The sequence below is a fragment of the Marinobacter mangrovi genome (assembly GCF_016798325.1).
Taxonomy (GTDB): domain Bacteria; phylum Pseudomonadota; class Gammaproteobacteria; order Pseudomonadales; family Oleiphilaceae; genus Marinobacter_A; species Marinobacter_A mangrovi.
Map to the genome: position 1 here is coordinate 374,380 of NZ_JAERVO010000004.1, position 11,599 is coordinate 385,978.

The 11,599-nt window shown below is 52.3% G+C and carries 19 protein-coding genes; 14 read left to right on the forward strand and 5 right to left on the reverse strand.

The genetic code is table 11. From position 1 onward, the window contains the following. The first annotated feature begins 5 nt into the window (after window positions 1–5). The 4 genes from JL474_RS14765 to JL474_RS14780 all read left to right on the forward strand — a co-directional run bounded on the left by JL474_RS14765 (window position 6) and on the right by JL474_RS14780 (window position 2,289). A complete protein-coding gene (locus tag JL474_RS14765) occupies window positions 6–830 on the forward strand; it encodes a hypothetical protein (RefSeq protein WP_328797829.1) in 825 nt (274 codons plus the stop codon). 203 nt (window positions 831–1,033) lie between these two features. Beyond that, window positions 1,034–1,273: a hypothetical protein gene (locus JL474_RS14770; protein WP_123636692.1), complete on the forward strand. Its 240-nt coding sequence runs from the start codon at window positions 1,034–1,036 to the stop codon at window positions 1,271–1,273. 369 nt (window positions 1,274–1,642) lie between these two features. Beyond that, complete coding sequence (locus JL474_RS14775) at window positions 1,643–1,885, forward strand: hypothetical protein (RefSeq protein ID WP_123634355.1); 243 nt, start codon at window positions 1,643–1,645, stop codon at window positions 1,883–1,885. A gap of 218 nt (window positions 1,886–2,103) precedes the next feature. Beyond that, on the forward strand, window positions 2,104–2,289 hold the full coding sequence (locus JL474_RS14780) for a hypothetical protein (RefSeq protein ID WP_203142650.1): 186 nt from the start codon (window positions 2,104–2,106) through the stop codon (window positions 2,287–2,289). Between the two features lie 508 nt (window positions 2,290–2,797). Here the strand turns inward: JL474_RS14780 and JL474_RS14785 are convergent. From JL474_RS14785 to JL474_RS14795, 3 genes are read right to left on the reverse strand one after another with little or no spacing between them, the layout of a single operon-like run. Continuing rightward, on the reverse strand, window positions 2,798–3,067 hold the full coding sequence (locus JL474_RS14785) for a hypothetical protein (RefSeq protein ID WP_203142651.1): 270 nt from the start codon (window positions 3,065–3,067) through the stop codon (window positions 2,798–2,800). 17 nt (window positions 3,068–3,084) lie between these two features. Continuing rightward, the gene (locus tag JL474_RS14790; RefSeq protein ID WP_203142652.1) at window positions 3,085–3,345 is read right to left on the reverse strand and encodes a type II toxin-antitoxin system RelE family toxin; all 261 of its coding nucleotides are present in this window, start codon (window positions 3,343–3,345) and stop codon (window positions 3,085–3,087) included. Beyond that, window positions 3,290–3,580, reverse strand: coding sequence for a type II toxin-antitoxin system Phd/YefM family antitoxin (locus tag JL474_RS14795; RefSeq protein ID WP_203142653.1), 291 nt, complete (start codon window positions 3,578–3,580; stop codon window positions 3,290–3,292). Before JL474_RS14795 ends, JL474_RS14790 begins: the two co-directional genes overlap by 56 nt. Window positions 3,581–4,460: 880 nt before the next feature. Here JL474_RS14795 and JL474_RS14800 point away from each other — a divergent pair. Together JL474_RS14800 and JL474_RS14805 are read left to right on the forward strand one after the other, a co-directional pair. Next, on the forward strand, window positions 4,461–4,622 hold the full coding sequence (locus JL474_RS14800; RefSeq protein WP_203142654.1) for a YegP family protein: 162 nt from the start codon (window positions 4,461–4,463) through the stop codon (window positions 4,620–4,622). A 160-nt stretch (window positions 4,623–4,782) separates the two neighbouring features. Beyond that, a complete protein-coding gene (locus JL474_RS14805) occupies window positions 4,783–5,208 on the forward strand; it encodes a hypothetical protein (protein WP_203142655.1) in 426 nt (141 codons plus the stop codon). A gap of 18 nt (window positions 5,209–5,226) precedes the next feature. Here the strand turns inward: JL474_RS14805 and JL474_RS14810 are convergent, their stop codons facing one another. Further along, window positions 5,227–6,069 carry a hypothetical protein gene (locus JL474_RS14810; protein WP_203142656.1) on the reverse strand — a complete coding sequence of 281 codons (843 nt, stop codon included), beginning with the start codon at window positions 6,067–6,069 and terminating at the stop codon, window positions 5,227–5,229. A 326-nt stretch (window positions 6,070–6,395) separates the two neighbouring features. Further along, window positions 6,396–7,679, reverse strand: a complete 1,284-nt coding sequence (locus JL474_RS14815; RefSeq protein ID WP_203142657.1) for a hypothetical protein — start codon at window positions 7,677–7,679, stop codon at window positions 6,396–6,398. 493 nt (window positions 7,680–8,172) lie between these two features. Between JL474_RS14815 and JL474_RS14820 the strand changes: the two genes are divergently transcribed. The 8 genes from JL474_RS14820 to JL474_RS14855 all read left to right on the forward strand — a co-directional run. Next, window positions 8,173–8,388: a hypothetical protein gene (locus JL474_RS14820; protein ID WP_203142658.1), complete on the forward strand. Its 216-nt coding sequence runs from the start codon at window positions 8,173–8,175 to the stop codon at window positions 8,386–8,388. After that, window positions 8,388–9,137 carry a hypothetical protein gene (locus JL474_RS14825; RefSeq protein ID WP_203142659.1) on the forward strand — a complete coding sequence of 250 codons (750 nt, stop codon included), beginning with the start codon at window positions 8,388–8,390 and terminating at the stop codon, window positions 9,135–9,137. The genes JL474_RS14820 and JL474_RS14825 overlap by 1 nt, the downstream gene beginning before the upstream one ends. Beyond that, window positions 9,134–9,400 (forward strand): hypothetical protein, encoded by a 267-nt coding sequence (locus tag JL474_RS14830; protein ID WP_203142660.1) that lies wholly within the window; start codon window positions 9,134–9,136, stop codon window positions 9,398–9,400. The genes JL474_RS14825 and JL474_RS14830 overlap by 4 nt, the downstream gene beginning before the upstream one ends. Window positions 9,401–9,738: 338 nt before the next feature. Beyond that, on the forward strand, window positions 9,739–10,035 hold the full coding sequence (locus JL474_RS14835) for a hypothetical protein (protein WP_203142661.1): 297 nt from the start codon (window positions 9,739–9,741) through the stop codon (window positions 10,033–10,035). 13 nt (window positions 10,036–10,048) lie between these two features. Continuing rightward, the gene (locus JL474_RS14840; RefSeq protein ID WP_203142662.1) at window positions 10,049–10,201 is read left to right on the forward strand and encodes a hypothetical protein; all 153 of its coding nucleotides are present in this window, start codon (window positions 10,049–10,051) and stop codon (window positions 10,199–10,201) included. Further along, window positions 10,198–10,428: a hypothetical protein gene (locus JL474_RS14845; protein ID WP_203142663.1), complete on the forward strand. Its 231-nt coding sequence runs from the start codon at window positions 10,198–10,200 to the stop codon at window positions 10,426–10,428. Before JL474_RS14840 ends, JL474_RS14845 begins: the two co-directional genes overlap by 4 nt. Window positions 10,429–10,430: 2 nt before the next feature. Next, the gene (locus JL474_RS14850) at window positions 10,431–10,676 is read left to right on the forward strand and encodes a major capsid protein (RefSeq protein WP_203142664.1); all 246 of its coding nucleotides are present in this window, start codon (window positions 10,431–10,433) and stop codon (window positions 10,674–10,676) included. Between the two features lie 106 nt (window positions 10,677–10,782). After that, the coding region (locus JL474_RS14855) for a hypothetical protein (RefSeq protein ID WP_203142665.1) at window positions 10,783–11,599 on the forward strand (817 nt) is incomplete at its 3' end.

Genomic DNA, 11,599 nt, shown 5'->3' on the forward strand with positions numbered 1-11,599 from the left:
TTATCGTGAGACGTTTCCGCTCTCTAATCGCACTGCTATTGCTAACGGTTGCCTTGACCGTGTGTGGCGCCGCCCTGACCAAACCCGACGTGGAACTGAAGCTGTCTGACCAGCAGCTGTCCTGGATTGCCGGCAAAATCTACCAGAACGAATGCGCCGGCAAGGTGGATTGCCTGGTGCACTGGAGTGAGGAGGAGGATTTCCCGACCCTCGGTATCGGCCATTTCAAATGGTACCCGAAAGGCGTCGAAGCGCCCTACGCCGAGAGCTTTCCGGAACTGGTGCAGTACATGGCGTCAGAGTCCGTCGGCATGCCCGAGTGGCTCGCCGATATGAACCCGATTGATGCGCCCTGGCCGGACCGGGAGACCTTCCTGCTGCACCAGCACGGCCCCCAGGTGGAATTCCTGCGCTGGTTCCTGGACGAAACCCGGCACATCCAGGCTCGCTTCATGTACGAGCGCACCCAGGATTCCCTGGACGAAATCCTCGACGCCACGCCCAAAGAAGACCGGCCGGCCATGCGCGAGCGCATGGATGAGCTGCGCAGCACCCTGGGTGGCATCTACGCGCTGATCGACTACGTCAACTTCAAGGGCGAAGGGCTGTCCGATCGGGAGGCCTATCATGGCCAGGGCTGGGGCTTGCGGCAGGTGCTCCTGCGGATGGACGACATCGATCAGGGCACTGCGCTGGAACGTTTCCGCGTGGCCGCCGCCGACGTGCTCAAGCAGCGGGCCAACAACGCGCCCAATGCGGACGAGCGCAAGAAATGGCTGGCCGGCTGGTTAAACCGGGTGTCGACGTACCGTGACTTGGGGCAGGTATGAGGTCGGTCGGGACGCGTGCGCGTGATCGCGGAGCGTCCATGGCTTCCCGGTTTTCTCCCGGACGTGTCGCCAAAAGCGGCCTGAATATTCATCCTCTGGTTTTGCCGCTGATCCATCCGTAAGCTGTGGTCTGGTGCTGGACAGCACCGAACTGAAAGACCACGGAGGGTGCGGTTTTTCAGTCATCAACAACAAGGTGCCCCATGCAAGACGTACTGCAAGATCACGATTTTGTCAGGCTGGTCAGAGAAGAGATTACCCCGCAACACACGGTTTACCGCATCGAAGTCGAAGGTGAGGGCACGCTGTACAGCTTCGACAGCCAGCACACCGCCGTACAATACCTCAACATGCTGTTGCATCCCCTGGACGTTCAACGGTCCCGCCGAGACCGGATAGTCTCCTCGGAACCCCTCCGCGCCATGCCGCGGATCGTCGCATAGCCGGGCGCGGATTGGCCCGGCGCGATTCCCTTTTAACCCGTTTCCATTCAGGGCGCGATGGCGGGGCGGCTGTCATCAAACTGACTTTTGCCGGCACTACTCTGAAAACGTGCATTGGGGAAACCTACGTTGGATGAGACTCCATATTCTTCAGCCAGGCTCAGCCTGGCTTTTTTATGAATTAAAAATTTAAGAGCGGTTTGTCGGCGCCCAACAGGCGAAAACACAGGCTTCATCCGGCGTGTGGCATCGTCGGTGCCGGGTAGACACGGCTTGTTACAGGTTGTTACCTGTTTTCACAAAACACGGAAAGGATTATTCTCAGCAATCGATTCGCCAGACGAAACATCTCAATGTCCGGAGGCAAAGATGATCGAACAGCATCTGCGCGAGTGCATCAGCATCCCCCATGGTTGCCACCTAAGGCGCCTTCAGGAAGAACTCGATCCTGAACGAACGCCCTCCTGTCTCAAGGAAACCTTCCAGCTCCTAGACGAAGACGACAACCTCGTCACCAGCTACAAGGCGTGGCAGGTCGAGGACGACTTTTTCGGTTTCCTGCAGTACGACAGCGATAATTCACTGGTCGATCGCAAAACCATCATTCTCTGACGCCCCATGCAACCCTCCGGCGTGGCGGCCCACCGCCGCGCCCGCTGCCTTTTTCTGACCAGAAAGACGGGCTTTCACACGGCTGTCATCTGACCGCGATTCAATACACCTGCTCTGGCGATCCTCCTGTGGGTCAGGGCGTGTTGCATTCGGTGCCGGATGGCACCTCACTGGACGGCCATGGACGGTACGATTTTTTCAGTCAATTAAGGTGCGCCATGCAGGACATACTGCAAGATCACACGTTCGTCAGACTCGTCAAAGAGCAGCTTTCACCGAAGCACACCATCTACCGGATCGAGCTGGACGGTGAGGGCACGCTCTACAGCTTCGACAGCCTCCATGCGGCCGCGCACTACATGGACATGCTGCTGCATCCGCTGCTGACCGAGCCGGCGGCTTAAGCGCGTAATGAGTGGTGCCGGGAACAGGAGTCGAACCTGCGACCTGAGCATTACGAAAACCCAGATGTGGGGTCCATAACCGAACAAAGCCCGTCAAAACCGGCATTTAGCAAAACCGAAAAGTCCGAAAACAGGCAAAAAAGTACGGTGCGGTAGGCAAGGGGACAACCGCGTATTCTTGCGACATGTTTTCTGAAGAACTAGGTTTTACTAGGGCGAAGAACGTTGAAGGAGCATGGAATGCCGCGCTTTGTAATTAACAGAAATGAGCAGGATAACGGCGACCACGAAGTCCACAATCTTGATTATCCGTGTCAGAACATGCCTTATCCCGAAAATCAAATAGACCTTGGCTACCACATGACTTGTCACACTGCTGTTGACCTTGCCCGTGGTAAGTGGCCTGGGAAACGCATAAATGGTTGTTTTTGGTGTGCGAATGCGTGCCACACAACATAGGTGTAGGTTGTCGACGGTGGTGTCGAGCTTTCTGTAGCTTTGTCAGCTTTCAGTCGTCATCATCGTCATAGTATTTCGTCCAGTCCGGCATATTTCGATACCTCTCCGCAAAGGTTCTTTCGCCGGACCTAAAGCTTCCATCCGCTGAAAATGAGTGGGCTGGTCCACTCGCTTTAAGCCCCTGGACCCAACCGCGCAAGAAAGCCTCGTTTTCCTTCGATCCCTTCTCATAAGGGCTGTTAGGAGATTTAGGATTCTCCCGATAGGCTTCCTTGCCTTCGCGATAGGCGGCCATTTCTTCGTAGCTATCCAGAGCCATGACGATTCCCTATGTCGTTACTTGTAGACGGTATCCCGCCGTCCGACAGTGATTACAGTCACTGTGACGACGCCATCGTCTACATGATAGACCAAGCGGAATCCTGCTGATCTCAGTTTGATTTTATACAGGTCGGGATCGCCTCGAAGGCGATGCTTGGGAATGCGGGGATTCTCCAGGCGGCGTTCCAGAATATTCAGAAACTCCGCCTTGACGGTAGAGTTAAGCTTTTTCCATTCCTTCATGGCTTTCTTGTTGAATCGCAGCGCGTAGCTCATCGATGGTCACCGGTACTGACTCGTCATCCAAACGCTTGCGAGCCTCCTGTAAGAGTCGGTAATCCTCAAGCTGCTCCTGCATTTGTTCGTAGGTCTCAACAGGCACCATATACGCTTTGGGCTTGTTGTGACTCAAGATCACAATGGGCTCTCCATTGGACTGCCGGAGCACTTCATTCGGATTTGCCTTCAGCTCCGAAATCGTGGCCGCAAGCCTCGCAAAAAGGCTATTCATCTCTACTCTCTCCCGTGCCCACAGTCTCGTCATCTGCCCCTGCCACTAGTCACCAATCAGACCTATCACTCAGGGCTTGCTCTCTATCCAATACGGCACTGAACGGATTATAGCTTATTAAAAGATCTAAAAATAGGTCTAAATATCGGGCTTATAGAATGGGTGTGGGCAGCAAATGGTTTCTCTGATACTGTATATATGTACAGTAATTTGGTGTCTTTATGCGGATGTTCAATTTCCACTACGGCAGGGAGACAACGACCCTGCGCACGGCCATACCGGGTGGCTTCGTATACATTTTTCTTAAAGACGGAACCTTGAGGACATTCAACTGGCTGGGTGGCATCGATTCAGAAGTCGCACGACGAACCCCGGATGCGAAGCCAGTGAAGATCTATTGCACGTCTTACGCAACCGGTAAGGGCTTGGCCCATCGTTGGCTGCAACTGCATAAGGATGAAGCGTTGGTCGGCTGTCTGTTTAATGGGGGTGTCTACGCGGTTCTGTACCAGGGGGACTTCCGGGTCGTCGCCAGGGACGTGTTGATCCCACCGCCCCAGCGGGGAAAGCTGCGCTAGGAATCGATCACGCCCGCGTAATCGATGTCTTACAGGCCACTAAGAGAATGCGCCTAAAAATGGACTGATGAATCAGTAAGATATGCGTCACTTATCTGCGTTCCTTGCGATAAGTGGCTAGCATGGATGCTGGCGTCCTTCGCGACACCTGCTCAGTGGTGTGACTTGTCAGGGAGAGGACTGACACCACTCCTTTATCTGGCGTCTTGATTTCATCTTCTGAGCTTTGCTTAGTAGCTTTTCTCTGCCTAACCTGTATACGTGCTGTACATCTCAAAATAACAGTTCATGGAGAGAAGCTAATGGCAAGTCGCGAGAAATGGGAAATTTATAAAGATAAAGCGGATCTCTGGCGTTGGCGCCGAACAGCAGGTAATGGCAACATCATTGGTGCTTCAACTCAAGGATACGTAAACAAAGCTGATTGTGTATCGAATGCAAAAGCCCACGGCTACCGGGGCTAATTTCGTTTTCTAGTTCGTCTGCATAAACTCTGGGTGAGGTGTTGGGTTCGTCCCAGTTGGATTCTTCACTCAGTTTTACAATTCCCCTCTCGCCGCTCCCTGCATAGATTGTCTACTATCTAGTCACCGTCCTATCTGTACCCAGTCAAAGGAGCTGACTGTGAGTTTCTGGAAAATGGTTTTTGCCGTTTACCTCGCCAACCTTCTGACGATTGTCACCTTCATGGTCCTGGGCATCCTGTTCCTGATCGCCCTGGGCAAAAGCTTTGCTGAATTTGTCGATTCCGGTCGGTTCGACCAAACCGTGCATGATTCCCTGGATGAATCCCGTGGCCGCATCGAGCGGCAAGTGACAGAAACGCTCAGAAAGCCCCTGGAACAGTTCAAGGCGAATGCCCAGCAAAGCTCCCAGGCGGCAGCGGCAGATCGTCGGGAGCGATCGGAGCACAACCATCTAGTCCAGGAAGCGAAGAAAATGTGTGAGTACTGGGCGGGGGAGTTTCGGAAGGACAATAGCTCTAAGAGCGAAGCCTATATGGATAACGCCTGTATGCGTTGGGGGAAGTTTCTCAATTCTGCGAAATAACTAAATCTATTTCTATCTTTATTGGATGATTCCTTCTTTTGATATTTCTATTGCGTTTATATAGTTATCCCCTTTGAAATGGCTAATTGAATCGTAAAGCTTGTCGTTTATTATTATTTTGACAGGGTCTTCTTCTAAAGATGTTCGGCAGATCTGAGAACCGAAGCTGTACCTACATTCAGGTATTCTCTCTAGTAGTTCTCTGGCTATAGTTTTAGGCTCATCAAAGTCATTTTCGATACTGAATAGCATTAACAAATAATCAGCATCTGTGCCGTATTTTATGCGAAAATTTTTCAATTCTTCTTGTCTTTCCTTATCCCAGTTTTGTTCTACCAAATGGGAGATTACGCTATTTATTTTGTATACATAGTATGTGGATTTTATAAGTTCGGATTTTATGATGTATTTGTTCTTTTCAAGAGCATGTACCGCTGCATTGCCTGAGTCAAGCACCTGATGTTCAACCGATAGGTGGCGGAGTATATCTTTCTGTTCAAGTCTAAGATGAGCGAATACTGATTCAAATCGCTCCTTAGTCTTTAGTCGTTCGTTCTTGAGCTTTCTTTCATTTTTAATTTTTTCTTCTTTAGCTTCCTTTTCTTTTTTTATCTCGCCGAATTTTTTTTCACCTTTTTCTATAATAAAATTTATCAATAGCGATAAGGTTATGCCAATTGCTAGCCCTAAAGTGGTTGTAATAAATTCGCTTACATTTTTTGGGATACTATCTTTTAAAAAGGGGTAGATTTCAGTCCAGGATAGGAAAACGCCGGTTGCTAGGCTCAGTAGGCCGATGACTGCTTTGGTGGAAAATACAGTTGATGCTATTTTGATAAGGAACTCTATGTTGGGGGTCACTTGGTTTATTCCTAGGCTGCGTAGTTATTTTGTTTGATATTAGCCATATTTTTCCTAATTTGGTCATCCCAGTCCCTCTTTTGTCCACAGAGTATGGGCATTTAATTTTGAGTTTGCGTCACTGTGAGCTATACGCCTCTTCCTAATTTGTAAAGTGATCTCAGTATTCATTAGCTACCAACAAATAAATTTGTCCGAGTCTTTCTTGGAGGAATTTGCATTTAGATAAAAGTAGTTTAAATTTGCACTAGGTTATCTGTTTATAATTTTGATCATATGAAATTTTACTTCATATATAGAACAACTTTAAGTGGTTTGAATTCCCCTTATTCTTGACTGTCACCTTCAAGCTCTTCTTCTATGTTTTCGTCGTTTTTGATTATTTCTTCCCACGGCCAACTGATTGTTAAGAACCGGCGGTAAAGTAGAAGTTGGCGGTCTACAACGCTTACTTCTTCGGTGGCCGTGTTGTAAGTTAAAATCAATCCCCTTCCATCTTTGTCAACCTGAAGGCTCGGAATTTTTTCAAGTATAGTCTTTAAGTTGCCAAGCTGAATTCTGTTCTGTTTTCTGTGCGCTACTTCATAAATATCTTTGGCTTTGTATCCTCTAATTAGTGTTTCATCTGATGCTGACATGATCGTTTCCATGGCATAGGCATAGATTCCCGTTGATTTTGGGCGAGATCTTATTCCGCTAGAAACAAGCTTAGAGAACTGTTGATAGATTGGATTTAGTTGTTCCGCATAGAACATTGCTGCGCTTTCGACAAATTGGATGTCTTTGAGGTATTGTTTTTTTATCTTTCTTTCTTCAATATTTGCTTCATCTAATGTGTACACTATGAGGCTTTGAAGAACGCCTGCATTTGTATATGCTAACTCAACTAGTGATTTTTTTACGTTGCTTTGTATTTCGATGTTTAGCTTTTTGGAACCTTTTTCTATGATTCTTTCTAAGTCTCTTTCTGACCAATGTACAGAGATTTCACGTACACGCCCAGATAAGTCAGTATTTAAATGAAGCAGTAAATTTGTTTCTGACCAGACACCAATTATGACAACATAGTACTGATAATCCCAAAGGGCCTTTAGGTCAAAGGCAAAGTTTCTTCTATCCTCGGTTGACATATAGTGAAAGTCTTCAATGACAAGCCTTCTTCCTGATGCTTTTAATATGTCTGCGATATACCTAAGATCATCGATATCTTGACCTACTGGCTCATGCTCGGCGGAGTCTGCTTTCGTTCCTGATAGTTCTACTGCCAATCCGACCTTTTGAAGAAGTGCCGAACCTAATGTCCCAGATGCTTTGACTGCACCCTTGAGCTTACCTTCCTCGCTTGATTTAATCGTTAACTTGATTCCAAGCTGTGACAAAGCATCGACATAAATATCAATGAAGGACTTGTTTAACCTGCACTGTACGACAATGGGATTATCAATTACTTTTTGTCGTAACCATGATTTACCGGATTTTGAGGGCCCTCTTAGAGCTACGTGATTCGTTCTGCGCAAGGATTTTTTCAATCGTGAATCTAGATCGCCTCTATCGATATAGGAGGATTCTCGTAGATCTGGCGATATTCCAAATACTTCGTCGACAAACATAATACCCCTTAATATCCTCTGTATCCTTTCCTAGTTTTCTAATCGTGCCTTCCGTGGAACCATCTTTCCAAAACTTCCCTGGTTACTGCTATCCCTCGGCGCGACTGTCTAACTTTGAGTTCACTTCGTCGTAGTCAGGGCTGGTCTGCCCGATCTCTGGGGCTATCTTTCCGCTAATGAGCCAGTAGCCATACTGAGGAAATACCTTCTCTAGCACTTCTAGCTCGTTCGTGCTTATCCGGATGTTTCTGTAGCGAACGCTCTTCCACCGTGCGTGGCCGATGTCGCTCTCTCTGATAAGACGATCAAAGCCTGCCTTAGAAATTAACTGCTTAGCTCGATCTTCAATTGATTCCATATTGGTATAAAAACACGCGCGTGAGCGATGGGTAAATTATTTACCGAAGGCGAAAGGTTTGCTATCGTGGTCTCAAGTTAAATTATTGTACTACCACAATGTACCTTTTTGACCGGTTTTGGACGTTTTTGACCTATGCCCATGATAGACGACGAGCTAAGCCAGCGCATCAAAGACCTCAACTGGCCCCCCATTATGGAATGGCGCGAGTTCGCCGACTGGGTCCGGGTAGAGCAGGGCGCTGTAGAAGGTTGGGTAAAGCGCGCCTACATCCCGACCATCAAGATTGGTCGTCACCGCATGGTCAACATCGTCCGCCTGCTGGAACAGATCGACGCGGAGGACCTGTGATGGACCAAGCCACTGTTAAGGCCACTTTCTGGGCTGCGGTCAGCGCCTGGGAAGAACATGACTTCACGGCCTACCGCACGCATCGCATTCTGCTGCTGAACATGAAAGCGAACGCCAGAGTAGGGCGCGTCGCCTTCCGGCTGCACAACCTGCTGGTCAGCTACGTCTGCTTCACCGACAAAGTTATACCGTTCGCCGCTTACGCCATGGCCGTCGCCTGCCGCGTCTTTAAAGGACTGGATGCCGACGCCACCCCAGCCAATCCAAAGCAGGCCGCCATCGACAACGCCCACAACGTCGCTCTGACCCTGTTGGCCCACGGCGAGACCGACGCCGCCTTCGATAGCCTCTGCAAGCTCGAAGGCCTGCGCGACGCCTACCGCGACCTCAACGACGACCTTTACCAGTCCGCCGAAGCCGCTCACGCCGACCTGCTTGAACGCCTGCGCCGGACCCCGAAACCCGTTTCTGTCCCCTTCCAGGGCCCCCGCCCAACCCCTACGCCGCTTTTGGCCCTGGAAGGTCTTTTTACAACCCTGAGCCAACGCCTGGACCAGTTAACCCAGGTGCGGACCGACCTGCCGGACGACTATCTCGCCCGCAGCAAAGCCAGCTTCACCGACGCCTTACTGACCGAACTGGAACGCCAGCACTACCACAGCCCGGCCTTCGACCGCCTGATCACCCTGCGCGACGCCTGGGACACCGGCCAACTGGACGTTCCCACCGTTAAGGAGCAACACGCATGACCCGCATTCCCCCGAGACAGACCAAGATCGAGGACAAAGACCGCCGCTTCTACGTCGTGGCCCCGTCCTCCCGCTACCTCGAATTGCAGCAGGAAGCCATCCAACGCGGCACCGACCTCTGGACCCTCTCAGGTGCCGTCCTCTGCGCGTGGCTGGACGCTGGCTGCCCGGATATTGGCTTCCAGGGCCCAACCCCTGACAAGTCCCCGAGTCCGCCCCCGTCATCGTCACCACTCGCGCACGAAGAGAGGAGTGGGCAGTGAGCGCTGCAAGGCTGGCGCCCCGCGCCAGGGCCGCAGGCCCCCTGGCCTTGTGGCGGTCACTGACTGCTCCACGGTGCGCATTAGGAGTGGTGAGGATGACGGGGGAGGACGCCCGCCCCTTGATTCCGAACCATGAGCACAAGAGGCAAGCGGAGCGCGGCAGGCGACAGGGATCGTGACCCGTAAGGGTGGCCACCTTAGTGGCCAGGAGCGAAGCGAGTAGAGCCCGCCCCGAAGGGGTCGCACACCACCGAACCCAACCGGCTTCCTGACTCCTAACCGATCAGCGAATGCCATCCCAAGCAACGGTAAACCCAAAAATCGAAAGGACTACACCCATGGAAAACTACCTGAACCTCATGGTCATCGGCGCCACCCGCTACGACATCGACGGCAACCGCGGCGGCTCCCTCTGGGCCTATGCGCCTGCTGAAGCCGACGACGACAACCGCGTCGGCAACGAAGTCATGAAAATCGCCTGCGACTGGAAACACATCGACCAGCTGCGTAACCACGCCGACAAACTCCCGGCCATGTTCACCGTCAACGCCCAGATGAAAGCCGGTGCCGGCGGCAAGATCACCTTCAAGGCCCTGGACCTCAAGCCCCAGGACGCCCTCAAGAAAAGCGCCTGAGGAGTAGGGCGCCATGACACCGGAACCCCGCGACATCGTCCTGCTGGTCCTGATCCTGAGCGGCCTTACCGCCTGGATCGGCATAAACAGCCATGACGATCGGCGCATTGAACCGGTGGACCCGATAACCAACGTCACCAACCCGTTTCTACGGAGTGACGCATGAACACGCCGGTTCTCATCTGCACCAGCCTCGACGCCAACGGCGTTTGTCAGGCCGAGCAATGGGTATCGGCCTACCTGATTCCCTCCGACCAGTCAGGCGCAGCCCAGCTGTTCCTGACCGGGGGATTCTCGCCGGAAGCCGCGGGAATCGGCTTCGGTGGCGCACTCCTACTGTTCGCCGCCGGACTCGGAATCGGCTTCGCACTTAAATTCATACGGAGACTGTAACCATGAACGTTATCGACATGACCAAAAACGCCAAAGGCGTATTCGTCAAAGCCAGCACCGCCATCGGCACCGGCCTGATCAGCCTGCAAGCCGCCGCCCAGGACGCCGGAGGCATCGACACCACCGCCGTCGAAACCTCCATCAACGCCGCCAAAGGTCAGGGCCTCACCGTCGGCGGCTACGTCGTCGCCGCTGTGGCCGCCTTCGCGGTGGTGGGCGTCATCATCATGATGGTGCGGAAAATTTGATCTGGTCGCTGCTCTTTGGCGGCCTCCTCGCCTGGTGCTTCCTGACCGGTATCAGGCTGGGAAACACCTGAAGGGGCCGTCCGGCCCCTTTTTAATGGAAGAAATCATGAAACGCCTCCTCATCGTGATCGCGGCTTTGTACGCCTCCTGCTGTAACGCCGACAGACTGTATTGGGATGCCTCTGACCAGTGCGCGGAACCCGGCGAAACCACCGTGCTCGACATCATGAAAGACAAATACCACGAGTGCTTGGCGGGTGGACGTTCATGCACCACGACGATTGTGAACCGGGGACCTGCGAACTGTGGCGGTGGGGCTTCCATAAAGACCTACCAAGTCTGGGTCGTTGAAGACCCCGCGACGCCCGAAGAATGCGACGAACTGGGCTTGGCTTACGACGGACACGCCTATGCCTGCATCGATCTGGAAGAATGCCCCAACGGCGCCTTCGGGGACGGGACCGGCAGCTACACCTGCCTGACCGACGTCACCGAACCCGACGAACCCAACGAGTCCCGCGACCCGAACACTGGCAACAACTGCACGACCGACAGCGACGACTACAAAGGCGTCTTCAACGGCAAGTACTACTGCAATTCCAACCTGCCGGAAGCGCCGACCTGCAAAGAAGGCACCTCTCACATTGTCGACAACGGTAATGGCTCCTACGGCTTCGCCTGCGCCGCCATGCCCGAATCCCCCGACGACGCCCAGGACGAAGACACCGAAACCACCAGCGTCATCGAAGACGACGACCAAAAGATCGAACGCACCGTCAACAGCAAGACCGGTGCCGTCACAACCAAAACCACCGACAAGAACACCGGCGAAGTCACCGTCACCACCACCTATCCCGGCATCGACTCCCAGACCGGAGAGCCCTGCACCGAAGACAGCCTGTACTGCTACAAAAGCGACCAGA

Coding starts and splice junctions, on each gene's coding strand:
- JL474_RS14840 (WP_203142662.1), top strand. CDS start 10,049: ATGACACCGGAACCCCGCGACATCGTCCTGCTGGTCCTGATCCTGAGC.
- JL474_RS14850 (WP_203142664.1), top strand. CDS start 10,431: ATGAACGTTATCGACATGACCAAAAACGCCAAAGGCGTATTCGTCAAA.
- JL474_RS14775 (WP_123634355.1), top strand. CDS start 1,643: ATGATCGAACAGCATCTGCGCGAGTGCATCAGCATCCCCCATGGTTGC.
- JL474_RS14770 (WP_123636692.1), top strand. CDS start 1,034: ATGCAAGACGTACTGCAAGATCACGATTTTGTCAGGCTGGTCAGAGAA.
- JL474_RS14835 (WP_203142661.1), top strand. CDS start 9,739: ATGGAAAACTACCTGAACCTCATGGTCATCGGCGCCACCCGCTACGAC.
- JL474_RS14825 (WP_203142659.1), top strand. CDS start 8,388: ATGGACCAAGCCACTGTTAAGGCCACTTTCTGGGCTGCGGTCAGCGCC.
- JL474_RS14795 (WP_203142653.1), bottom strand. CDS start 3,580: ATGAATAGCCTTTTTGCGAGGCTTGCGGCCACGATTTCGGAGCTGAAG.
- JL474_RS14785 (WP_203142651.1), bottom strand. CDS start 3,067: ATGGCTCTGGATAGCTACGAAGAAATGGCCGCCTATCGCGAAGGCAAG.
- JL474_RS14780 (WP_203142650.1), top strand. CDS start 2,104: ATGCAGGACATACTGCAAGATCACACGTTCGTCAGACTCGTCAAAGAG.
- JL474_RS14800 (WP_203142654.1), top strand. CDS start 4,461: ATGGCAAGTCGCGAGAAATGGGAAATTTATAAAGATAAAGCGGATCTC.
- JL474_RS14815 (WP_203142657.1), bottom strand. CDS start 7,679: ATGTTTGTCGACGAAGTATTTGGAATATCGCCAGATCTACGAGAATCC.
- JL474_RS14790 (WP_203142652.1), bottom strand. CDS start 3,345: ATGAGCTACGCGCTGCGATTCAACAAGAAAGCCATGAAGGAATGGAAA.
- JL474_RS14820 (WP_203142658.1), top strand. CDS start 8,173: ATGCCCATGATAGACGACGAGCTAAGCCAGCGCATCAAAGACCTCAAC.
- JL474_RS14845 (WP_203142663.1), top strand. CDS start 10,198: ATGAACACGCCGGTTCTCATCTGCACCAGCCTCGACGCCAACGGCGTT.
- JL474_RS14830 (WP_203142660.1), top strand. CDS start 9,134: ATGACCCGCATTCCCCCGAGACAGACCAAGATCGAGGACAAAGACCGC.